This window comes from Inhella inkyongensis, assembly GCF_005952805.1.
GTDB classification, from domain to species: Bacteria; Pseudomonadota; Gammaproteobacteria; order Burkholderiales; family Burkholderiaceae_C; genus Inhella; species Inhella inkyongensis.
Genome location: NZ_CP040709.1, coordinates 405,003 through 424,814, shown reverse-complemented (window position 1 = coordinate 424,814; position 19,812 = coordinate 405,003). Strand labels below are relative to the sequence as shown.

Sequence of the window (19,812 nt, the reverse complement as noted above, 5' to 3'; positions counted from 1 at the left end):
TAAGGGCCGACTATCCTTGTGGCCTCATGCCCCAGATTCGATTGCTTGGCCTGCTGCTTGCCGCATTGCCCCTGGCGGCACAGGCGGATTCGCCCCTGCCCATCGCCTTTGACTCCGGCAACCCGCCGGCCATGTGGGGCGAGGGGCGGCAGGTGCGGGGCATTCATCCGGCGCTGGTGAACGCTGCGGCCCAGGCGAGCGGGTTGGCAGTGCAATTGCAGGGCATGCCCTGGCCGCGCGCAATGGCGGCGTTGGCCGAGGGCAAATCCTGCGTGGGTGGGGCCTATGCCAATGCCGAACGGCTGGCGCGCTACCAGTTCAGCGCGGCGTTCTGGGAAGAGCGCGTGGTGGCCGTGATGACCGCCGATGCACCGAGCCGCGAACTGCGCAAGGCGGAGGACCTCAAGCCCCTGCGCATCGGCCTGCACCGGGGCTGGAGCTATGGCGAAGAACTGGATCGGGTGCTGGCCCAACCGGGCTATCAGATCACCCGCATGACCTTTGGCAACCGCCTATTTCTGGCGCTGGAAGCCGGCAAGTTCGATGTGGTGCTGACCGACGGCGACAGCGCCGTTGTCGAGTCGCGTCGGGTGCGGCGGCCATTGGCTGTGCGCGGCACTTTGTCGCGCAACAGCACGCATGTGATCTGCCCGCCCAGGCCGACTTTTGGCGCCGCGCTGCAACGCCTGGATCAGGGCCTGCAAAAGCTGCGCGACGCCGGGCAGCTGGAAGCCATCGTGCAGGCGCAGCTCACGCCCTAAGGCCGACGCACCAACAGCGGGCTGTAGCCAGCCTCGCGCAAGGCCTGGGCCTGCGCCTCAGCTTGCTCGCGGGTCTCAAAGGGACCCAGTTGCAGGCGGTTCAGGCCGCGGTCGCGGTAGCTGGTCAGCAGCGGCGCCAGCTCGGGCCAGCGAGTTTGGATCTTCTCCTTGAGCGCCAGCACACCCTCCAGCTGGCGGAAGGCCCCAAGCTGCAGCCACAGGCCACGGCTGGCGGCGCGCACCTCGGGGGCGGCCTCGGCCAGGGGCTTGGATTCTGGATCGCGCAAATCCTCGGTCGTGGGCGCAGGTGGGGCGGCAGCCGCATCGGCTGGGGCGGCCAGCACGGGATCGGTCTCGGGGCGGGACCAGCGCCCGGCACGGATTTCGTCAAAGCTCAAGCGCCGAATCTCCACCGGCGCCACGCCGCGCAGCAGATCCAGCTTGAGGGCGGCGGTGTAGCTCAGGTCGATCACCCGCCCGCGATGAAAGGGGCCGCGGTCGTTGACGCGCACGATCACCTCGCGTCCATTGGCCGGGTTGCGCACCCGGGCATAGCTGGGCAGCGGCCAGCGCGGGTGGGCCGCCGACATGGCGTACATGTTGTAAGTCTCGCCGCTGGCGGTGCGCCGACCGTGGAACTTCTTGCCATACCAGCTGGCCAGGCCCTGCTCCTCGTAGGGCAGGTCTTCCAGCAGGGGCACATAGCGCTCGCCCAGCACCTCATAGGGCTTGTTGGGACCGCCCAGGCGAATGGGCTCGACACGCGGCACGGCGTCGGGCACCTGGTCCAGGTAGCGCGGCGGGCTGGCCTCGGGGCCGTCGCGCTCAGACCCAGGGCTGGGGCTGCGCGTGGCGCAACCCTGCAACAGGGCCAGCAACAGGAGGGCGAGAAGGGCAAGACAGCGCATGGCGCGCGAGGCTACCAGCCTCGCGCGAGTTCCCGCAGTCGACGGCGGCGCTCGGCCCCCTCACCGACCTCCAGCAGCCCACGCTGCCCTTCCGGGATATGGGCCACCGCCGCGTCGGTGGGACCGAAGACGAAGTGTGCGAACAGTTGCTGCCACTGCTGGCGCTGGGCCTCGGGCAGATGACGAAAGCTCAGCGCCGCCGTCCACAGGGCCTGCAAGCCGCTCACCGGATGGGCCTCGGGTGCCAGGGCATCGCCGTGCCACCAGTGGTTGAGCATCAGATTGAAGCGGTCCAGCGACTCCACCTCATGCCACCAGAGCGGCGGCAGATAGAGCGCATCGCCTGGCCCCAACTCGGCCACCTGCAGTTGCTGCAGGGCTTGGTCCAGGGCGGGGAAGCACGCCCGATCGGGGCGGCGCAAGGACGCCAGGCTGATGGGCGTGCCCGTGGGCGCGCCATCCAGCGGGCCGACGCTCAAGTTCACCACCTGCTCCGGCGGCAGCAGCCGGAACACACGTCGCCCGGCCACCACGCAGGCCAGATTGCGCGACTCGTCGAAGTGCGCCGGCGTGCACATCGCCGTGCCCACCCACAGGCGCGGTGCGATGTCGGTGTGCAGCAGCGGCAGACGGCATTGCGGCAGCAGGTCAGGCAGGCAGTCCGCCAGCGGCGCCGACTGCACGGCCACGGCCGGCGCCCGATCAAAACGGGCATAGCGCAGCACCTGCTCCAGCACCTGGCTGAGCGGCAGCCGGTTGCGCACGAAGTTGAAGCCCTGCAGCCCCGGCCCATAGCCCAGCGCGCCGTCGACCTCGGGCGGCATCAGCACGGCATCCACCGCCTGTCCCGTGTCGGCGGCGGCCAAGGTCTGCGCCAGGGTCAGGGCGTCCGGGCAGCGCGCCAGCGGCCAGTGCGCCACCAGGCCGCGCAGCAGCACCGGTTCGCCGGCCTGCTGGATTTCCTGCCAGGTTGTCAGGTCATCGAGCCGCAGTCGACATTCGCGCACCGGCTTCATCGGGCTCTCCAAAACGAAAAAGGGCGGGGCCTTGCGGCGCCCGCCCCGGTGGGTTCAGAGCCAGGGGCTCAGAGCTTGGCGCGCAGGGTCAGGTAGAACTGCCGGCCGTTCTGGTAGATCGAACGCGGCTGGTCCTGGTTCAGCGCAAAGTAGGCCAGCTTGGGGTTGTTCAGGTTGCGAGCATCCAGCGCCAGGCTGAGCTTGTCGTTGATCTTGTAACCCAGCGAGGCCGACAACGAGCCCGTGGCGTCCTGCGAGAAGGCGGTGGCGCGGTCCAGCCCGCTGTAGAAGGACGAGCGGTAGGTGTAGGTCAGGCGCGCGTTCCAGCTGTCATCCTCGTAGTAAGCGCCCAGGGTGTAGGCGTTGCGCGAGGCGCCGAGCATGGGCTTGTTGCCGTCTTCCTTGGCGTCGGTGTAGGTGTAGTTCGCGCTCACGCCGAAGTAGGCCCCCAGCGGCTGCTCCAGGCTCAGCTCCAGGCCCTTGACCTTGCCCTGACCATTGACCGGGGTGGTCAACACATAGTCGGCTTGGAAACCCTGCGGGAACTGGGCATTGGTGGTCAGGTAGCGGCGCGTCACCTGGCCCAGGGTGATCAGGCTGCTCAGGTCCATGTAGAAGGCGCTGGCGCCCACCATGGCACGGGGCGCGTGGTAGTACTCGAAGGCGAGATCGAAGTTGGTCGAGCGCACCGGCTTGAGTTCGCCATTGGGGCCGCTGCCCGAGCCGATGTCACCCGGCTTGGCCACCGGGCTGATGCTGGTGGCGCCGGCCAGGGCCGAGTAGTCGGGGCGGGTCAGGGTGCGGGTGATGGCGCCGCGCAGCACCATCTCGCGGTTCAGGTTGTAGCGCAGGTTCAGGCTGGGCAGGGCATCGGTGAAGCTGCGGGTCGCGATATGGCGGTCATAGGCACCAAAGGCCGAGGACACATCACCCGCGCCATCGATGGCCGGCAGGTACTGCAGGGTCTGCTGCTCGGTGCGCACCAGGCGCAGGCCCATATTGCCGCTCAGGGCGCCCGACTCAAAGTCCAGCTGGGCATAGCCGGCGCTGTTCTTCTCTTCCAGCGCGTACTCCCAGTCGAAGTAGCGGCGCGAGATCGGATCGCGGTTGCCGAACTTGTTGTTGAAGGCCGCCAGCTGCTCGGGCGTGTAGTACCAGACGTTGCGCGGGAAGGTGCCACCCAGCCCGCTGCCGAAATTGGCCGGATAGAGCTGGAAGGGCAGGATGCTGTTGCCCGGCGCCTCGGGCGAGATGGCGGCGCTGGAGCACCAGTTCGCGCCCCAGGTGAAGCCGCTGCCGTCCGAGCACTTCGGCCCCTGGGCAATCACATTGGCCGACGAACGCTCGTGCTTGGCGCCGCGCAGACCGAACTTCAGTTCCTTCAGGAAGCCGCCCTCGAAGGCATAGGCGGCATCGATCTGCGCCCATTGCTCCTTGTCGTCCACCTTGACGTTCTGACCGCCCCAGACCCAATCCAGCACCGAGTTGGCATTGGTGTTGGCCGGCGTGCCGATGGAGAAGTCCGGCGCGCTGTTGATGCCATTGAGCTTCCAGGAGCCGCCCCCCTTCTGGTCAAAGGGCATCACATCCTGCGTGGGCGTGGTGCCGACGCCGTTGGAGACGCCGGCCCTGGTGACAACGCTCAACGCCTCGGTGGGCTGGAACTTGCCCTCGAAGGCCACGAAGTCCGTCTTGGCCTTGGCGCCGGGGCGGGAAATCATGTCGTAGGTGCCGTAGAAGCCGCCTTTGTCGCTGAAGCTAGCCTGCACCAGGGTGTTGTTGCGCACCACGTAGCCGGCATCTGGCGCCTGGCCCTTGCCCTCATTGAGGAAGAAGGGCGCGTGCAGCAGGTAGTTGCGGTTGTAGTTCGAGGCCTTGAGCGTGGAGCTGAAGCCCGTGAGCGACAACGAGGTGGTGGCGCTGGGCTTGAACTGCACTTCCAGCAGGCCGCCGCTGCGCTCGCGCTCCTGCTCGAACAGGGCCGCACCAATCGAGCGTGGGTACCAGACGCCGGCCAGATCGGGGTTGGAAAGCGCCACCTTGCTGCCGGCGGCGATCTGGTTGTAGCCCAGGATCTCAACACCCTCGCGGCGCAGATGGCGCTTTTCCTGGAACACCTGCAGCATCAGGCCCAGGGTGTTGCTGTCGTTCTTGAAGTTGAACAGGGCGCTGAGCTGCGGATCGGTCTTGCCGGGCAGGTCGGCATAGACCGCTCCCAGCTGGGCCTCGGCCGTCAGCGAGTGCTTGAAGTCCAGCGGCTTGCGGGTGATCACATTGACCGAGCCCGTCAGGCCGCCCTCGACCAGGCTGGCCTCGGAGGTCTTGTGCACCACCACCGAACCCACGATCTCCGAGGGCAGCAGGCTGTAGCTGACGCTGCGACCGGCATTGGTGGTCTGGTTCAGCACGAACCAGTCGCCGCTGGCGACGTTGTGACCATTGATCAGGGTCTGGGTCAGGCTGGGGCTGGTGCCGCGCATGCTGACGCGATCGTTCTCGTCAAAGCCGCCCTCGTTGGCGCCGGCAGAACTGATCGTGACACCGGGCACGCGCTGCAGCGAGTCGGCGATGTTCTTGTCCGGCATCTTGCCGATGTCCTCGGCGGTGATGACGTCCACATGGGTCTGGGCATTGCGCTTCTGGGTCAGCGACTTCTGCTGCGCCGCGCGGATGCCGGTGACGACCACCGCCTCCAGTTGCGCCGCCTCCTCCTTCTTGTCATCTTTCTTGGCCGGCGCGCTTTGGGCCAGCAGGGCGCCGTGGGCCAGCAACAAGCTGGCGGCCAGGGCGATGGGGGAGGGACGGTGGATCATGAACGGCTCCTGAATGGGCGATGGACCGGACGCAGGGTGGTTTGCGTCATTGCGCGTCACCCCGATGCAACATGCAGTCCACTATAGCCAACTAGCAATCCACTTTGCTACCACTTTTTATGCGGTACTTACCCGCATCCGGACCGCAAAATTTCACCCGCCACCATAGATAGCGACAGAGCGAATACCGCTCAATCAGCCGACAAGCCAGAAGGCCAAAAGCCGCCCCAGAGAACCCCGTCGTGGTTTTTTGGTATTCAACTGGACTTGCAGTCGCTATGCTGCCGCCACGAACTGTCCTCTCCATCGCCTTCCCCCCCATGAAACCCTTGCTCCTCTCCGTGCTGAGCGCCGCCCTGGCGCTGAACCTGGCCCTGCCGGCACGCGCCACGGCGCCCGCCTTCGAGCGGGCGCTCTATGTGTCAATGGAGGCCGGCCTGGCCGAGCTGGAGCGCCTGCCCGGCGGGCAAGTGGACACCGTGCTGCTGGCCTTTTTGCGCCTGTGCGGCCCGCGCCAATTGCCCAAGGACTCCGCCGCTTGCGCGCAGCGCCCGGCACACAGCCTCACCCAGGGTGCGGCTGAGCGCGCCTTCAATCAGGCGCTGCTGAAGCGCAAGCAGCAGGAGGGCCCGCTGCAGGTGTTGGCCTCAGTGGGCGGCTGGGGCGGCTCGGACGGCTTCTTCGAAATGGCAGCCAGTGCCGCGAATCGCGCCGTGTTCATCGAGTCGGTGCGCCAGTTCCTGCTGGCGCACTCCGCCGTGGATGGCATCGACCTGGACTGGGAGCACCCTGGCCACAACGGCGCCGCCAATGGCGTCCAGCTGGGCAGCCCGGACGATGGCGCCAACTACCTGGCCCTGCTGCGCGAACTGCGCAGCGCGCTCGATGCCTTGGGCGAACAGGCCGGCCGGCGCTACCGACTCAGCATCGCCGTCAACGTGACCCGCCCGGTGCTGCAGCGCCTGGACTGGCCCGCCATGGCGCCGCTGCTGGACCGCATCTTCATGATGAGCTACGACTACCACGGTGGCTGGAACCCGCACACCGGCCACCACGCGGCCCTGCGGGCTGGCACCCCGGCGCAGGATGACAGCCTGGAGGAGTCGGTGCGCAGCCTGCGCGAGGCCGGCGTGCCGGCCGCCAAGCTGATGGCGGGTGCGGCCTTTTATGCGCGCGCCTGGCAAGGCGTGGCGCAGCCCCAGGCCGGCGCGCAGGCCCAGAGCGCGGCCATTGGCCTGCACCCGGAGGGAAGCCCAGGCTGGCGCGAGCTACAGCGCTGCTGCCTGTCCCCGGCCAGCGGCTTTCAGCGCCGCCACGACCACCGTCGCGCCGCCGACTTCCTCTGGCACCCCGGCCGCCGGCTCTGGGTCAGTTATGAAAGCCCCGCCACCTTGCGCGCCAAGACGCAATGGGCGCGCGCGCAAGGGCTGGGCGGCGTGTTCGCCTGGGAGTGGAGCCAGGACGACGGGCAGCTGCTGCAGGCCCTACAGCCTTGATCAAACCCTGATCAGAAATTGCAAGCCGGCGCGGGGCCTGGCGGCAGGCTGTCGCGCTGCGCCACCCCTTGGGCCCGCAGCTCGGCCACTTGAGCCGCCAACTCGGCCGGACTGCGGCGGACGTCGGCCACATGGATCACCCAGTCCACCTCAAAGGCGGCATCGGACGCCTGCGGCGTGGGCAGCAGGCCCCCCGGGCTGATCCAGTGGCTGAAGGCCAGCGCCATGGGCTGGCGCGGCACCGTGCGCCCGCCGTGGCGTGCCAGAGCCTGCCCATCCAGAAACCAGCGGCTGCCCTCGGCGTCGGTCTGCACCGTGAGCTGCACCCAGCGCCCGCTCAGATCGAGCGGCTCCTCATGCGCCTGGTTGTGGGCGTCCCAGGGCTCCAGGCGCACGGTCTGCCAGGCCACTGCAAAGAGGCGCGCACCCGGCGCCCCCCAGCCGCCATTGGGCAGGTACTCCCAATCCAACTCGCTGAACAGCGGGTCGTAGTCAAAGCGCAGCGGGCTCACCTGAAAGAAGGCCTGCACCCGCGGCACGCCAGCGGCCACGCGGGGCGAGAAGCGGACGCGCGCGGCCGTGCTGCCCCACAGAAACTGCTGCGGTCGGCAGAGCTGACTCTGCACCGTGCCGGCGGCCGTGCCGTCGCTGTGCGCATGCAGGCGCAGCAGGCGGTTGCCGGGGCGCTCGGGGTCGTCCTGCAGCACCAGCCCCTCGGTGGCCCAGCGCGCACCGGGCGGGCCCGGGTGACCGGCCTGTTCGCGCAAGGTCCAGCCCTGGCGCTGCAGCGCCGCGCGGTCGGGCTGCGAGAAGTCGTCAAAGAACAGCGCGGCCACCAGGGCCAGGGCGGTCAGGGAACTACCCTCCGCGCAAAGCGCTTCGGGATTCGCACTTGGGAGCCACCCGGCATGCTCATGCAGGCTGCGCCGCGGGCGCCGGCGCGCTGCGCCGCACCCAGATCCACAGCAACAAGGCCGGCAGACCCGCCCACAGCGTCCAGGCAAAAAAGGCCTGGTAGCCCAGGGCCTGCTGGATGTCACCGCTCAAGGTCTTGCTGAAGATGAAGCCCAGCTGCATCACCCCGCTGCCCAGCGCGTAATGCGCGGTGTTGAAGCGGCCCGGGGCCACCACCTGCATGATGTAGAGGATCATGCCGACGAAGCCGAAGCCATAGCCGGCCATCTCGACCGTGATGGCCGCGCTGATGGACCAGAGATCGCTGGGCAGCAGCCGCGCCAGGCCATAGAAGACCGCGTTGGGCAGCATCATGGCCAGCAGCAAGACGGGCATCGCGCGGCGCAAGCCCAGCGCCGCGGTGAAGTAGCCGCCCAGGATGGAACCCACCAGGAAGGCCGCCGTTCCCACCGTGCCATAGATGCCACCGACCTGCTCGGTCGTCAGGCCCAGGCCGCCCTTGTCGCGCGCCTCGATCAGGAACAGCGGACCGATGGTCTGCACCTGCCCTTCGGCAAAGCGGAACAGCACGATGAACAGGAAGGCTTGGCCGATGCCGGGCTTCTTCAAGAAGTCCAGCAACACCTCCATGAAGTTGGCCCAGAGCTCGGCGCGCGCCGGGGGCTGGCCCAGGGCTGGGGGCAGCACCCTGGCATTCCAGGCCGCCAGCGCAGCCAGCAGCACAGCCAGCATCAGGAAGATCAGGGACCAGGCGTTCATCACCCCCTGGCGGCGCTCCAGCCAGCCGGCCAGGATCAGCAGGCCGCCCAGGGTCAGGAATTTGCTGGCATTGAAGAAGGCACCCTGCCAGCCGGCATAGGCGGCCTGCTGCTTGGCATCCAGCGAGGCCATGTAGAGCCCGTCGCAGGCGATGTCGTGGGTGGCGCTGGCATAGGCCAGCACGAAGAAGACCGCGATGGACAGCGCAAACCAGGCCGGCGCCTGCAAGGCCAGGGCCATCAGGCCCAGACCCAGCGCGCCGGTGAACTGCGCCACCACCACCACACGCTTCTTGCTGGCCACCAGCTCGATCAACGGGCTCCACAGCGGCTTCAGGGCCCAGGCCAGGCCCAGCAGGCCGGTCCAGCGCGCGATGGTGGCGTTGTCCACGCCCATGTTCTTGTACATCAGGCCGGCAATCAACATGACGACGAAGAACTGCAGGCCCTGCACGAAGTAGAGGCTGGGCACCCAGCGGATCGGGTTCATGGCATCACGCTCCCAGCGCTTCCACGGGCGCTCGCCCCTGGGCTTGCAGATCACCGGCCAGCCAGGCCCGCAGGGCGGCGCGCATCGGCGCGTCGTAGCCCCAGCTCAGCACAGTGGGCACATTCAAGTCCAGCGACTGGAAGGGGTTCCAGAGCGCCAGATGCAAATCAATCGGCCAGCTTGAGGCCGCCGCGCCAAAGCGGGCGCGGTGGTTGCTGACCAGCACATTGCAGCGGCCATCGCGGGGAATGTCTTCGGCGCGCAAGGCCTGCAGATCGTCCACCACCCGCCATTCGATGTCGGCCCGCTGCGGCCACAGGGCCATCACCTGCTCGGCGTCCAGGCCGGCCTCGCTGACGCCATCGCTGAGCACCGCACGCTGGGTGATGACCCGCAGCGGACCTTGCGGCGCCTGCGCACCGCGCAGGGCCGTGAGCGCCCGCGCGCAGGCCGTGTCCATCAGGGTTTGATCGGCGCGCTGAGCGGACGCCGCGTACGCCTGCTCCCTCACCGGGAAGCGCAAGGCCAGCGCATCGATGCGGGCCGCGCTGCGCTCGGCCGCCACCTGCGACAACTGCCCCTGCATCAAGGCCTGGGCAATGGCCTCGATGGCCGCGCATTGCTCGTCCACCGAGCCCTGCGCCAGCACCATATCGGCCCCGGCCTGCAGGGCCAGCACGGCCGAACGCGCATGGCCCCAGCGTGCCTTGATGGCCTGCATCATCAAGGCGTCGGTGATGACCACACCCTGAAAGCCGATGCGCTGACGCAGCAGCTCGGTCAGGAAGAAGGGCGAGAGCGTGGCCGGCAGCTCGGGGTCCAGCTGCGGATAGACGATATGGGCCGTCATCAACGCCGGCGCTTGGCTTGCCAGGCGTCGGAAAGGGATCAGCTCCAACGCCTCCAGCTCGGCCAGGCTCTTGTCCACCTGCGGCAGTGCGTGGTGCGAGTCCTCGTGCGTATCGCCATGACCCGGAAAGTGCTTGACACAGCAGGCCACACCCTCGCCCAGGCTGCCGCGCATCCAGGCCCCGGCCAGACGCGCCACGTCCTCGGGCCGCTCGGAAAAGCTGCGCTCGCCGATCACCGGATTGGCCGGGTTGTTGTTGACGTCCAGCACCGGCGCGAAGTTCCAGTTGATGCCCATGCCGCGCAGGCCGCGCGCCACCGCGGCTCCGATCTGTTCGGTCAGCGCCAGGTCGTCCACCGCCCCCAGGGCCATGGCCGAGGGGGCCACCGGCACAAAGGTGGCGCGCGACACCGCACCGCCCTCTTGGTCGATGGCAATCAGGGCCGGCGCGCTGACGCGCTGCTGCAGCGCACGGCAGAGCGCGCGCGTGCCCTCGAAGCCCGCCAAGTTCTTGCGAAACAGGCAGACGGCCCGCAGGCTGGGGTAGCGCTGCAGCAGGGCCAGGCTGTCCGGGTCCAACTCGGTGCCGGGCAGGTCCACCATCACCAGGCGGGCCGCCAGAGCTTGGGCTTGATGGAGTTGCATCACTGGGTCCGGGTGACCTTGCTGAGGTGGGGCGGCTGGTCGGGGTCCAGGCCGCGCGCTCGCGCCAGTTGCTCCACCATCGGATAGAAGCTCTGGATGGCGGCAATCGGGTCCAGGTGTTCGTGCCCCGTGCTGTGCAGGGGCAGGTCGGCACCCGGGGTGCCGGCCGGCGCGGCCAACAGCACCGTGGCGCCGCGCTGGCGCAAATTGGCGGCCAACTCCACCAGCTGGGCCTGAGCCGGCCCGCGTGGCGCGAACACCAGCGTGGCAAAGCCCTGGCCCACCAGGGCCATGGGCCCATGCTGCACCTCGGCACCCGAGAAGGCCTCGGCCGAGATGCCGCAGGTCTCCTTGAACTTCAGCGCCGCTTCCTCCGCAATGGCCAGGCTGGGACCACGGCCGATGACGAAGAGCCGGTCCACGCCCTGCAGCGCAGGCAGAGCACGCCCCCAGTCCAGGCCCGCGGCGCGTGCCAGGGCCTCGGGCAGGGCGTGGAGGGCGGCGCGCAGCGCGGCGTCATCCTGCCACTCGGCCATCAGGCGCGCGCTGGCGCTGAGCTGGGCGATATAGCTCTTGGTCGCGGCCACGCTCAGCTCGGGGCCGGCGCGCAGCGGCAGCACGAACTCGGCCGCACGCGCCAACGGTGACTGCGCATCGTTCACAAAGGCCGCGGTCCGCGCACCGCCCTGGCGCAGATAGTCGGTCGGGGCGATCAGGTCGGGGCTCTGCCCGCTTTGCGAAAAGGCCAGCCCGACCACGCCGCGGCAATGCAGGGGGCTGCGGTAAAGCGTCACCAGGGACATGGGCAGCGAAGCCACCAGCAGCCCCAGCCGCGCCATCACCAGATAGGCCAGGTAATGCGCGGCATGGTCCGAGCTGCCGCGTGCAATCGTGGCCAGGACCGCCGGCGCCTGCTGCCGCAGGCTGTGAGTGAAGGCGGCGTAGACCTCGGCATCCTGGGCCAGTTGGGCGGCCACCACCTCGGCGGCGGCACGGCATTCCAGCGCCATCCTGGAGAGGGCGGGTGGGGTGGCGCTCAGGGGGGTAGTCAACAAATGCGTTCTCCTTCGACGATCACGCCCTGCAGCGTCAGCGCGCCGGGCTCCAGTTGCACCCCATCGGCCCAAGCGCCCACTGCCAAGCGGCCGCGGTCGCTCAAGCCCAGGTAGTCGGCGGCATGGCGACTGACGCGGGCGCTGGCCTCGGCCAGGCTCAGGCCCAGCCCCACCAGATTGCGCAGCGCCTGATCCAGGGTCAGGGTGCTGCCGGCCAGGGTGCCGTCAGCCAGGCGCACGCCGCCCATGCATTTGGTGACGCGATGCGAGCCCAGGCGGTACTCGCCGTCGGGCATGCCCGCTGCCGCGGTGGCGTCGCTCACGCAATACAGGCCGGGGATGGCCCGCAACGCCGCGCGGATGGCCCCCGGGTGCACATGGACCAGATCGGGAATGATCTCGGCATGCTGCGCATGTGCCAGCGCCGTGCCCACCAGCCCAGGCTCGCGGTGGTGCAGGGGCGTCATGGCGTTGAACAGATGCGTGAAGCCGGCCGCGCCCGCCTGCAGCGCCGCCAGACCCTCTTCGTAGCTGGCCAGGCTGTGGCCGATCTGAACCCGCAGGCCCAGGCCCACCAGTTCGGGAATCAGGGCCAGATGGCCGGGCAGCTCAGGTGCCAGGGTCAGCAGGCGGATGGGCGCGATGGCGTGGAGCTCGCGCACCAGATCCAGGCTCGCCGGGCAGGCCTGATCCGGCTGCGCCCCAAGCTTGCCGGGACTGATGAAGGGGCCCTCCAGGTGCACCCCCAGCACGCGGGCGCCGGCGGCGGGGCGCTGGCGACACAGGGGCGCCAGCCCCTCAAAGGAATGGCGAATGTCGGCGGGCGGCGCCGTCATCGTGGTGGCCAACAAGCTGGTGGTGCCGTGCCGGGCATGCAGACGGGCCAGGGTGGCCACAGCGTCGCCGCCTTCCATCGTGTCGCGCCCACCGCCGCCGTGCACATGCAAATCGATGAAGCCAGGCAGGATCACAGGCGCTTCACTGGCACGCACCCGGGCCTCATCCACCGCACGCCCCTCGAGGGCAGCGATGCGGCCGTCGCCACCTACCGCGAGCCGGCCTTCCAGCCAGCCTTCAGGAGTGAGGATGTGACCCGTCAGCTCGGTCATGCCGGGTCTCTCCTCATCTCTGCGACGAAGTCGTAGTAGTCGCTGCGGCAGTAGGAATGGGTCAGCTCGACCGCGCGCCCGTCGGCCAAATAGCCAACCCGGGTGATGAAGAGCACCGCCGTGCCGACCGCGATCTCGAGCAGGGCCGCCAGCTTGGCGTCGGCATTGATGGCGCGGATGTGCTGTAGGGCCCGCACCGGGGCCTGGCCGCTCAGGGCCAGATGGGCATAGAGCGAAGCGCTGACCGCCTCGGGATCGGGCAGCACCGACTCGGGCAGCACGCTGACTTCGTAGGCCATGATCACGCCGTCGGCCAGGCGCAGGCGCTCCAGGCGCGCCACGCGCTCGCCGGCCTTGGGTTCGAGCGCGATCTGCTCATCGGCGGCCGGCACGCGAAAGCCCCGCGCCACCCAGCGCGATTGCGGCACGAAGCCGCGCTGGTGCAGTTCTTCAGAAAAGCTGGACAGGCGCGTGAGCGGCTGCTCCAAGCGCGGGGCGATGTAGTTGCCCGAGCCGCGCTTGCTGACGATCAGGCCCTGCTCCACCAGGCGCTCGATGGCCTTGCGCGCCGTCACGCGCGAGATGGCGAGCTCCTCGGCCAACACGCGCTCCGAGGGCAGGGCCTCATTGGCCTGGAAGCGTCCTTCCTGAATCGCCTTGGCCAGGGCCAGGGCCAGCTGCAGATACAGCGGCGAGGCGGCCGTGGGGTCGGGCTGAAAGGACAGCAGAGGGGACTTCTTGGCGTCGGTCATGGGGTTCTCAAGCGGATTGCAGAAGGCGCAGGGCGCCATCCAAGGCATCGCCCTGGGGCACCACCACGCGGGCGCGCAGCGCGGCGCTGAACTGTGGCGCAAGCCGCGCAGCCACCGTGCCGCTCAGCACCAGGGGCAGGCTGGCTTGCGGGTCGACGGCGGCCACCATGGCTTCCAGTTGCTGCACCGCCTCCTGCAACAGGCGGGCGGCGGCGGGGTCTTGCGCTGCACAGTCGAACGCCAAGGGGGCCAGACTGGCATAGCGCGCCTGGCCGGACTCGGCGCACCAGGCCAGCAGGGCTTCGGCGCTCGCCCCACAGCGCGCCCAAATGGCCTGGGCCAGGGGGCCGGCGGGGTCGCGATGGTCCAGCGCACGCTGGGCGTGCTGCATCACGGCCTTGCCAATCCAGGCCCCGCTGCCCTCGTCCCCATTCAGCCAACCCCAGCCGCCCACCGCCACTTGGCGACCATCGGCGTGCAGGGCCAGCGCCACTGACCCCGTGCCAGCGATCAACAACGCACCCGGTTGCCCGCCGTGGGCGCCCAGCACGCCGGTCAATGCGTCACTGGCCAGGGCCAGGCGGGCGCAGCCCGGGTCGGCTGCACGAAAGGCCTGGGCCAACGCCGGGTCGTTGGCGCCGGACAAGCCCAGCCCTAGCGCGCACTGGGCCCAATGCGGCACCGCATGCCCAGCCTGCACCGCGGCGGCGGCCAAGGCCTCGCCAATCTGACGCCAGGCCTGACCCACCCCCTGGCCCAAGGCCGAGGGGCCGGCCTGCCCCTCACCCAAGCAGACCCAATCCGCCGCGCGGCGCTCCCACAGGCGCAGCCGGGTGTGGGTGCCGCCGCCGTCCACACCGATCCAGTAGCGAACCGCTTGCGCCAGCCCAGCGGCTGGCTCGGATTTCGGCGCAACAATGGCGGCAGATGACGGGCACAACATGGATACCAGTCTAATACCAACCAGCAAACAGGTCAATTGGTAGCAAACTGGAATTAACCCGCCCTTTCCTGCCCCGCCTACCGTGCTGCCTGCGATCCACCCCACCCTTCCCGCCCTGGCCGAACGCGCAAGCCGCCTGTCCCGCATGGCGCAGCGTCACCCGGACTGCACCCTGCGCCGCCTGCAAGCCCTGGAGCAAGCGGCGCGCGAGCGCGACCAAGGTGCCGCTGCGCTGGATGCGCTCTATCTGCGCTTTTATTTACTGGAACATCGCGGTCGTGCGCTGGAGTTGCGCGAGGCCCTGCAGCAAGGCGCCCGGCTGGCCCAGGAGCAAGGCTGGCTACCGCAGTCCGCTCGCATGGCCGAGGCCCTCGGCCGCATCGATTACCAGCTGGGGCACTACCTGCAGGCCAGCGAGCAGTGGTCTCAAGCCCTGGATGGGGCGGAACGCGCCGGCGACGCCCGGGTGGGCGTGGCCGCCCGCATCGGCCTGGGCCAAATTCAGTTCGCGCGCGGCGCCTGGCACAGCGGCCTGCGCGCCTTGCGCGAGGCCGCGCCGCTGCTCAAGCCACTGCAGGACGACTACCTGAGCGCCAAGCTGGCCCTGAACCTCGGCGTGGGTCATTTGGAGTCTGGCCAGTTGGAGGACGCCGAACGCCAGTTCAGCCACGGCCTGGCCGCGGCGCGGCGCGGCGGCCACCGCGAGTTCGAGGGCGAGGCCCATTGGCATCTGGCCCAGGCCGCCTTGGCGCGCGGCGACCTGCAATGGGCCACGGCCGATTGCCGGCTGGCCCTGGACATCGCCGGCCGCCTGCAACACCACTGGCTGGAAGGCGCGGCCAGCCGCACCTGGACCGCCATCGCCCTGGCGCGCGGCGATGAGAACGCAGCCGTGGGCGCCACCCGGCATGCGCTGGCGCTGGCCGAACGCATCCAATCCAAACCCCAGCAAGGCCTGGCACACCGGCAGTTGGCCCAACTGCTGGAGCGACGCGGTGATCTGGCCGGCGCGCTGCAGCATCTGTGGCGCTACGTCGACCTGCAAGCCGAGCTGGAACACCAAGCACCTGGCAGCGCCTGGCAAGCTGCGGGCGAGACGAGCCCCCTGTCCCCGAGCCGGCGCTGAGCCGGGACCAGACAATGCCGCACGCGGCCTGCCCCATTCGGAGATCCCCTTGTTCGACCACAACGAAACCCTGAGCGAAGCGCGTGCGCGCAATGTGCGCGACGCCCTGTTCGAAGACATCGGCGTGGCCGACTGGACCGCCCGTCTGACGCCCGCCGGGCAGCGCGTACTGGCCCAGGTGCGCGTACGCGAAGCGGCCGTGTGCTGCGGCCAGCCGTGGTTCAACGACGTCTTCCTGGCCCTGGACCCCAACGCCATCCTGCGCTGGCATGTGACCGAAGGCGCCGACATGCAGCCCGACCAGGTCATTCTTGACATCGAAGCCGATGGCCGCGCGCTCTTGAGCGCCGAGCGTCCGGCGCTCAACTTCCTGCAGACCCTCTCGGCCGTGGCCACGCGCACCCGCCAGCACGCCCGCGCCATCGACGGCGCCAGCCCCAACCCTCGCGGCTGCGTGGTGCTGGACACACGCAAGACCCTGCCGGGCCTGCGGCTGGCGCAGAAGTACGCGGTGCGCATCGGCGGCGGCGCCAACCAGCGCCTGGCGCTGTACGACGGCATCCTGATCAAAGAGAACCACATCGCCGCCGCCGGTGGCGTGGCCGCGGCACTGCGCGCAGCTCAGGCACTCCACAGCGGTGTGGGTATTCAGATTGAGGTCGAGACCGTGGACCAACTGCGCGAGGCCCTGGACGCCGGTGCCGTGAGCGTGCTGCTGGACAACTTCAGCCCCGCCCTGATGCGCGAGGCCGTGGCCCTGACCCAAGGCCGCGCCTTGCTGGAGGCCAGCGGCGGCCTGACGCTGGAGCGCCTGCGCGAAACCGCCGCCACCGGTGTGGACCGCATCAGCCTGGGCACCCTGACCAAGGATGTGCAGGCCACCGACTACTCGATGCGGGTGTTGGGCCCGGCCTGACCATGCGCGCCCAGGATCTGGAAGCACTCGTCACGCAGACCATGCCCTTCGGCAAGCACCAGGGCGTGGTGATCGCCGACCTGCCGGGCAACTACCTCCACTGGTTCGCCCGCGAAGGCTTTCCCAAGGGCGAGATCGGACGCCTGCTGGAGCTGATGTTCGAGATCGATCACAACGGCTTGCATGAGTTGCTGCGGCCGCTGCGCGCCGGCCCGCCCCGCCGCCCATGAAGCTGCGCCCGATGCACGCCAGCGACGCCGCTGCGGTGCTGGCGATTCAGCAGGCCGCCTACGGCCCCCACTTCCATGAAGACTGGACGGTGTTGGGCGCCAAGCTGGCGCTTTACCCGCAGGGTTGCTGGGTGGCCCAGGCCGAGGCGCAGGTGGGCGCCTATCTGTTCTCACACCCGGCGCGCCTGGGCCAGCCCCTGGCGCTGCACGGTGCTCTGACCCTGTTGCCGGCCGATCCCGACTGCTACTACTTGCACGACCTGGCCATACACCCGGACTGGCAAGGCCGGGGCCTGGGCACCCAGCTACGCCAGTGCTTTGACACCCTTGCCACCCAGGCCGGCCAGCGCGTTCGTGCCCTGGTGGCGGTGCAGAACTCGCGCGCCTTTTGGGAGCGCCAGGGCTTTGATCAAGCCACACCGCTAAGCCCTGCGGCTCAACAAGCCCTGGCGGCCTATGGCCCGGATGCCGTGGCCCTGCACGGCCAAGCTCCTTCTTCGCGCTGAGCCGTCGCGCGGGCGCCGCAGCCCCTGGCAAACCCGGATGCCAGACCGGGAGCAAGCTGCTTTGATGGGGCTGTGAGGGGGGTCGGGGTGTCGGCAGCCTGCAGCAGACGGGGCCACACCGTAGAGGCGTTCCACGATTTGCGGAGGTCATCTTGATCACGTTCCTGCCACATCGCCTGCGAGCCCTGCTCCTGCCCGCCCTGCTAGGGGCCCTTGCAGGGAGTCCTGTCGCCTTGGCCCAAAGTCTGGCCGTCGTCGTCGCCAAGGACAGCAAAGCCCCCCCCAAGCTCAGTGCGGATGAGGTCAGTGCCATCTTCATGGGCACAGCCAAGAGCTTCCCCAACGGCGAGAAGGCCGTGCCTATCGATCAAAAGGCCGGCAGTGAAGGCTACTCCGGCTTCTACCAAAAGGCCGCCGGCAAGAGCGAGGCCCAGATGAAGGCCTACTGGTCGCGCATCATGTTCACGGGCAAAGGCCAGCCGCCGCAGGACGCCGGCGACGGCGCAGCGGTCAAGAAGTTGATCGCCGCCAACCCGAACATGGTGGGCTATATCGAGGCCGCGCTGGTGGACCCCAGCGTGCGCGTGGTCGCAGAAATCAAATAAAAGGAGCCCAGCATGCGAGCAACTTCAGCAATCTTTGGAGCCGCCCTGGCCCTGGCGCCGGCCTGGGGTCTGGCCGAGGGCGTCCAATTCCATCTCAGTGGCTTTGGGCAATACACCGTGGGCAAAGTGCTTTCGGGAGATGACAAGGTGCTGACCTTGCCGCTCGGCGGCACCCAGACCCGCCAGTGCCCCTGTGCCATTGCCAATTGGGAATACGTCGGGGTCTATGAGAAGAACCGCGGCTGGCAAGCGGATCAGGAGTCACTCATCGGTGTTCAGGGCACGATGCGCATGGGAGATCAGTTCTCCGCCACCGCCCAGGTGCTGGCCCGGCCCAACAACAAGGACATGCAGCCCACCCTGGACTGGGCCTATGTCTCCTGGAACCTGAACGATCACTGGACCCTGCAGGCCGGGCGCAAGCGCATTCCGCTCTACTACTACAGCGACTTCCTCTATATCGGCACCGCCTACCCCTGGGTGCGGCCACCGCAAGATGTCTATGGGTGGCCCATCTACGCCTACGACGGCGCCAATGCCGCCTACACGGGGCAATGGGGCAGCTTCACGGTGGATGCCAACCTCTGGGCCGGCAGCTTCACGCATCGCAACGCGCCCTACAACACCCAAATCTATTGGGGCGACAACACGCATGAGAAGTGGGGCAACATTTTCGGCGGCTACATCACACTGACGCGCGGGGAATGGAATGGCCGCGTGATGGTGATGCGCTACAAGGACTCAATTTGGCAAGACCTCCCGGGCGGTGGCCGCACGAATCTTTTGAACCCCGAGCCCACCACCATCATGGCGCTGTCCTTGAACTACGACGGGGCAAACTGGCTGGTGCGCACCGAGCTGAATCGGCTCAAGCAAAAGAACATCAAAGGCCAGTACGACTACTACCTGATCGGGGTGGGCTACAAGATTGGCGACTGGACGCCGATGGCCACCGTCTCGCACTATGAGACCAAGGACTTGGGTTTCGGAATCGAAGCGCGCGACTCGCACAGCTTGTCACTGCGCTACGACCTGAACAAGAACTGGGCCCTCAAGGCGCAGTACGACATCTCCAAGGACAAGACCACGCCAACCTTCTACGACTTCTTCGGCAAGCACAAGATGCTGACCTTCTCGGCCCAGGCCACCTTCTGAGTCAGAAAGCACAAAGCCCGCACGGCCATTGCTGTGCGGGCTTTGCTTTTGAATCTGGCGCGACCGGCAAGAATCGAACTTGCGACGTGGCCTTCGGAGGGCCGCATGATATCCACTTCACCACGGTCGCAGCGAAGGCGCGCATTCTATGCGCAAGGTAGAGACCCCCCCGCCGCTATACTGCCGCGCCTTTTCCCAAGGCCCCGCACAACAACAGAGGACCGCATGAGCCACGACGCCCACGACAGCCACGAAGGCCCGATCAAGACCCCCAAGCAATTGGCCTGGGCGGTGTTCTTTGCCTTTGCCGTGCCCATCCTCGTGATCATCCTGCTGGCCAATTACGTGTCGGGCCAGTTCAAGCCCGCTGCGGGCAGCACTGGCATGGAAGCCGAAGCGGTGGCCGAGCGCATCAAGCCAATCGGCAATGTGGTGGTCAAGGCCGCCGGCGATCTGGCCGCCATGAAGACCGGCGAGCAGGTCTACCAAGCCCAGTGCGCGGCCTGCCACGGCACCGGCGCCGCCGGTGCGCCCAAGCTGGCCGATGCGGCCGCCTGGGGCCCGCGCCTGAAGGGTGGCTTTGACGCCCTGCTGAACTCGGCCCTGAAGGGCAAGGGCGCCATGGGCGCCCAGGGCGGTGGCGACTTTAGCGACTACGAGATCGCCCGCGCCGTGGTCTATATGGCCAACCAGAGCGGCGGCAAGTTCGACGAGCCCAAGGCGCCGGCCGCACCGGCTTCGGCAGCGCAGTAAGCCGTCGCCC

General features: G+C 68.5%; 19 protein-coding genes and 1 tRNA gene. 9 read left to right on the top strand and 11 right to left on the bottom strand.

The genetic code is table 11. From position 1 onward, the window contains the following. Positions 1-26: 26 nt before the first annotated feature. The gene (locus FF090_RS02140; RefSeq protein WP_138855161.1) at positions 27-761 is read left to right on the top strand and encodes a substrate-binding periplasmic protein; all 735 of its coding nucleotides are present in this window, start codon (positions 27-29) and stop codon (positions 759-761) included. Here the strand turns inward: FF090_RS02140 and FF090_RS02135 are convergent. The 3 genes from FF090_RS02135 to FF090_RS02125 all read right to left on the bottom strand — a co-directional run bounded on the left by FF090_RS02135 (position 758) and on the right by FF090_RS02125 (position 5,498). After that, a complete protein-coding gene (locus FF090_RS02135) occupies positions 758-1,669 on the bottom strand; it encodes a septal ring lytic transglycosylase RlpA family protein (RefSeq protein WP_138855160.1) in 912 nt (303 codons plus the stop codon). The two genes, FF090_RS02140 and FF090_RS02135, sit on opposite strands and share 4 nt — an antisense overlap. An 11-nt stretch (positions 1,670-1,680) precedes the next feature. Beyond that, positions 1,681-2,685, bottom strand: coding sequence for a cupin-like domain-containing protein (locus tag FF090_RS02130; RefSeq protein WP_138855159.1), 1,005 nt, complete (start codon positions 2,683-2,685; stop codon positions 1,681-1,683). Between the two features lie 68 nt (positions 2,686-2,753). After that, on the bottom strand, positions 2,754-5,498 hold the full coding sequence (locus FF090_RS02125) for a TonB-dependent receptor (protein ID WP_138855158.1): 2,745 nt from the start codon (positions 5,496-5,498) through the stop codon (positions 2,754-2,756). Between the two features lie 320 nt (positions 5,499-5,818). On the opposite strand from FF090_RS02125, the gene FF090_RS02120 reads away from it, so the two are divergent. Further along, the gene (locus FF090_RS02120) at positions 5,819-6,994 is read left to right on the top strand and encodes a glycoside hydrolase family 18 protein (protein ID WP_175423472.1); all 1,176 of its coding nucleotides are present in this window, start codon (positions 5,819-5,821) and stop codon (positions 6,992-6,994) included. Between the two features lie 11 nt (positions 6,995-7,005). Here the strand turns inward: FF090_RS02120 and FF090_RS02115 are convergent, their stop codons facing one another. The 7 genes from FF090_RS02115 to FF090_RS02085 form a co-directional block, all read right to left on the bottom strand. Continuing rightward, positions 7,006-7,830 carry a glycoside hydrolase family 16 protein gene (locus FF090_RS02115; protein ID WP_138855156.1) on the bottom strand — a complete coding sequence of 275 codons (825 nt, stop codon included), beginning with the start codon at positions 7,828-7,830 and terminating at the stop codon, positions 7,006-7,008. Positions 7,831-7,906: 76 nt separating this feature from the next. Next, a complete protein-coding gene (locus FF090_RS02110) occupies positions 7,907-9,157 on the bottom strand; it encodes an MFS transporter (RefSeq protein ID WP_138855155.1) in 1,251 nt (416 codons plus the stop codon). Between the two features lie 4 nt (positions 9,158-9,161). Next, positions 9,162-10,652 carry a beta-N-acetylhexosaminidase gene (gene nagZ / locus FF090_RS02105; RefSeq protein WP_138855154.1) on the bottom strand — a complete coding sequence of 497 codons (1,491 nt, stop codon included), beginning with the start codon at positions 10,650-10,652 and terminating at the stop codon, positions 9,162-9,164. Continuing rightward, complete coding sequence (locus tag FF090_RS02100) at positions 10,652-11,662, bottom strand: SIS domain-containing protein (protein WP_138858261.1); 1,011 nt, start codon at positions 11,660-11,662, stop codon at positions 10,652-10,654. The genes nagZ and FF090_RS02100 overlap by 1 nt, the downstream gene beginning before the upstream one ends. A gap of 38 nt (positions 11,663-11,700) precedes the next feature. Beyond that, positions 11,701-12,816 carry an N-acetylglucosamine-6-phosphate deacetylase gene (gene nagA / locus FF090_RS02095; protein WP_138855153.1) on the bottom strand — a complete coding sequence of 372 codons (1,116 nt, stop codon included), beginning with the start codon at positions 12,814-12,816 and terminating at the stop codon, positions 11,701-11,703. Beyond that, on the bottom strand, positions 12,813-13,568 hold the full coding sequence (locus tag FF090_RS02090) for a GntR family transcriptional regulator (RefSeq protein WP_138855152.1): 756 nt from the start codon (positions 13,566-13,568) through the stop codon (positions 12,813-12,815). Before FF090_RS02090 ends, nagA begins: the two co-directional genes overlap by 4 nt. Before the next feature lie 7 nt (positions 13,569-13,575). Beyond that, the gene (locus FF090_RS02085; protein WP_175423471.1) at positions 13,576-14,511 is read right to left on the bottom strand and encodes a glucosamine kinase nucleotide-binding domain-containing protein; all 936 of its coding nucleotides are present in this window, start codon (positions 14,509-14,511) and stop codon (positions 13,576-13,578) included. Between the two features lie 82 nt (positions 14,512-14,593). Here FF090_RS02085 and FF090_RS19470 point away from each other — a divergent pair, with 82 nt between their 5' ends. From FF090_RS19470 to FF090_RS02060, 6 genes are all read left to right on the top strand, one after another. Continuing rightward, on the top strand, positions 14,594-15,637 hold the full coding sequence (locus FF090_RS19470) for a tetratricopeptide repeat protein (RefSeq protein WP_246071492.1): 1,044 nt from the start codon (positions 14,594-14,596) through the stop codon (positions 15,635-15,637). A gap of 49 nt (positions 15,638-15,686) precedes the next feature. Continuing rightward, positions 15,687-16,553: a carboxylating nicotinate-nucleotide diphosphorylase gene (gene nadC / locus FF090_RS02080; protein ID WP_246071491.1), complete on the top strand. Its 867-nt coding sequence runs from the start codon at positions 15,687-15,689 to the stop codon at positions 16,551-16,553. Positions 16,554-16,555: 2 nt separating this feature from the next. Next, positions 16,556-16,783 (top strand): DUF3820 family protein, encoded by a 228-nt coding sequence (locus tag FF090_RS02075; RefSeq protein ID WP_138855149.1) that lies wholly within the window; start codon positions 16,556-16,558, stop codon positions 16,781-16,783. Continuing rightward, on the top strand, positions 16,780-17,289 hold the full coding sequence (locus FF090_RS02070; protein WP_138855148.1) for a GNAT family N-acetyltransferase: 510 nt from the start codon (positions 16,780-16,782) through the stop codon (positions 17,287-17,289). Before FF090_RS02075 ends, FF090_RS02070 begins: the two co-directional genes overlap by 4 nt. A gap of 233 nt (positions 17,290-17,522) precedes the next feature. After that, positions 17,523-17,894: a type 2 periplasmic-binding domain-containing protein gene (locus FF090_RS02065; protein WP_217503017.1), complete on the top strand. Its 372-nt coding sequence runs from the start codon at positions 17,523-17,525 to the stop codon at positions 17,892-17,894. Positions 17,895-17,906: 12 nt separating this feature from the next. Further along, the gene (locus tag FF090_RS02060) at positions 17,907-19,049 is read left to right on the top strand and encodes a porin (RefSeq protein ID WP_138855147.1); all 1,143 of its coding nucleotides are present in this window, start codon (positions 17,907-17,909) and stop codon (positions 19,047-19,049) included. Between the two features lie 55 nt (positions 19,050-19,104). Here FF090_RS02060 and FF090_RS02055 read toward each other — a convergent pair. Further along, positions 19,105-19,179 (bottom strand) — tRNA-Arg (locus FF090_RS02055). A gap of 95 nt (positions 19,180-19,274) precedes the next feature. Between FF090_RS02055 and FF090_RS02050 the strand changes: the two genes are divergently transcribed. Further along, complete coding sequence (locus FF090_RS02050; protein WP_138855146.1) at positions 19,275-19,802, top strand: c-type cytochrome; 528 nt, start codon at positions 19,275-19,277, stop codon at positions 19,800-19,802. Positions 19,803-19,812: the final 10 nt, after the last annotated feature.

Coding starts and splice junctions, on each gene's coding strand:
- FF090_RS02130 (WP_138855159.1), bottom strand. CDS start 2,685: ATGAAGCCGGTGCGCGAATGTCGACTGCGGCTCGATGACCTGACAACC.
- FF090_RS02060 (WP_138855147.1), top strand. CDS start 17,907: ATGCGAGCAACTTCAGCAATCTTTGGAGCCGCCCTGGCCCTGGCGCCG.
- FF090_RS02090 (WP_138855152.1), bottom strand. CDS start 13,568: ATGACCGACGCCAAGAAGTCCCCTCTGCTGTCCTTTCAGCCCGACCCC.
- FF090_RS02070 (WP_138855148.1), top strand. CDS start 16,780: ATGAAGCTGCGCCCGATGCACGCCAGCGACGCCGCTGCGGTGCTGGCG.
- nagZ (WP_138855154.1), bottom strand. CDS start 10,652: ATGCAACTCCATCAAGCCCAAGCTCTGGCGGCCCGCCTGGTGATGGTG.
- FF090_RS02085 (WP_175423471.1), bottom strand. CDS start 14,511: ATGTTGTGCCCGTCATCTGCCGCCATTGTTGCGCCGAAATCCGAGCCA.
- FF090_RS02125 (WP_138855158.1), bottom strand. CDS start 5,498: ATGATCCACCGTCCCTCCCCCATCGCCCTGGCCGCCAGCTTGTTGCTG.
- FF090_RS02050 (WP_138855146.1), top strand. CDS start 19,275: ATGAGCCACGACGCCCACGACAGCCACGAAGGCCCGATCAAGACCCCC.
- FF090_RS02135 (WP_138855160.1), bottom strand. CDS start 1,669: ATGCGCTGTCTTGCCCTTCTCGCCCTCCTGTTGCTGGCCCTGTTGCAG.
- FF090_RS02140 (WP_138855161.1), top strand. CDS start 27: ATGCCCCAGATTCGATTGCTTGGCCTGCTGCTTGCCGCATTGCCCCTG.
- FF090_RS02075 (WP_138855149.1), top strand. CDS start 16,556: ATGCGCGCCCAGGATCTGGAAGCACTCGTCACGCAGACCATGCCCTTC.
- FF090_RS02110 (WP_138855155.1), bottom strand. CDS start 9,157: ATGAACCCGATCCGCTGGGTGCCCAGCCTCTACTTCGTGCAGGGCCTG.
- FF090_RS02120 (WP_175423472.1), top strand. CDS start 5,819: ATGAAACCCTTGCTCCTCTCCGTGCTGAGCGCCGCCCTGGCGCTGAAC.
- FF090_RS02100 (WP_138858261.1), bottom strand. CDS start 11,662: ATGGCGCTGGAATGCCGTGCCGCCGCCGAGGTGGTGGCCGCCCAACTG.
- nagA (WP_138855153.1), bottom strand. CDS start 12,816: ATGACCGAGCTGACGGGTCACATCCTCACTCCTGAAGGCTGGCTGGAA.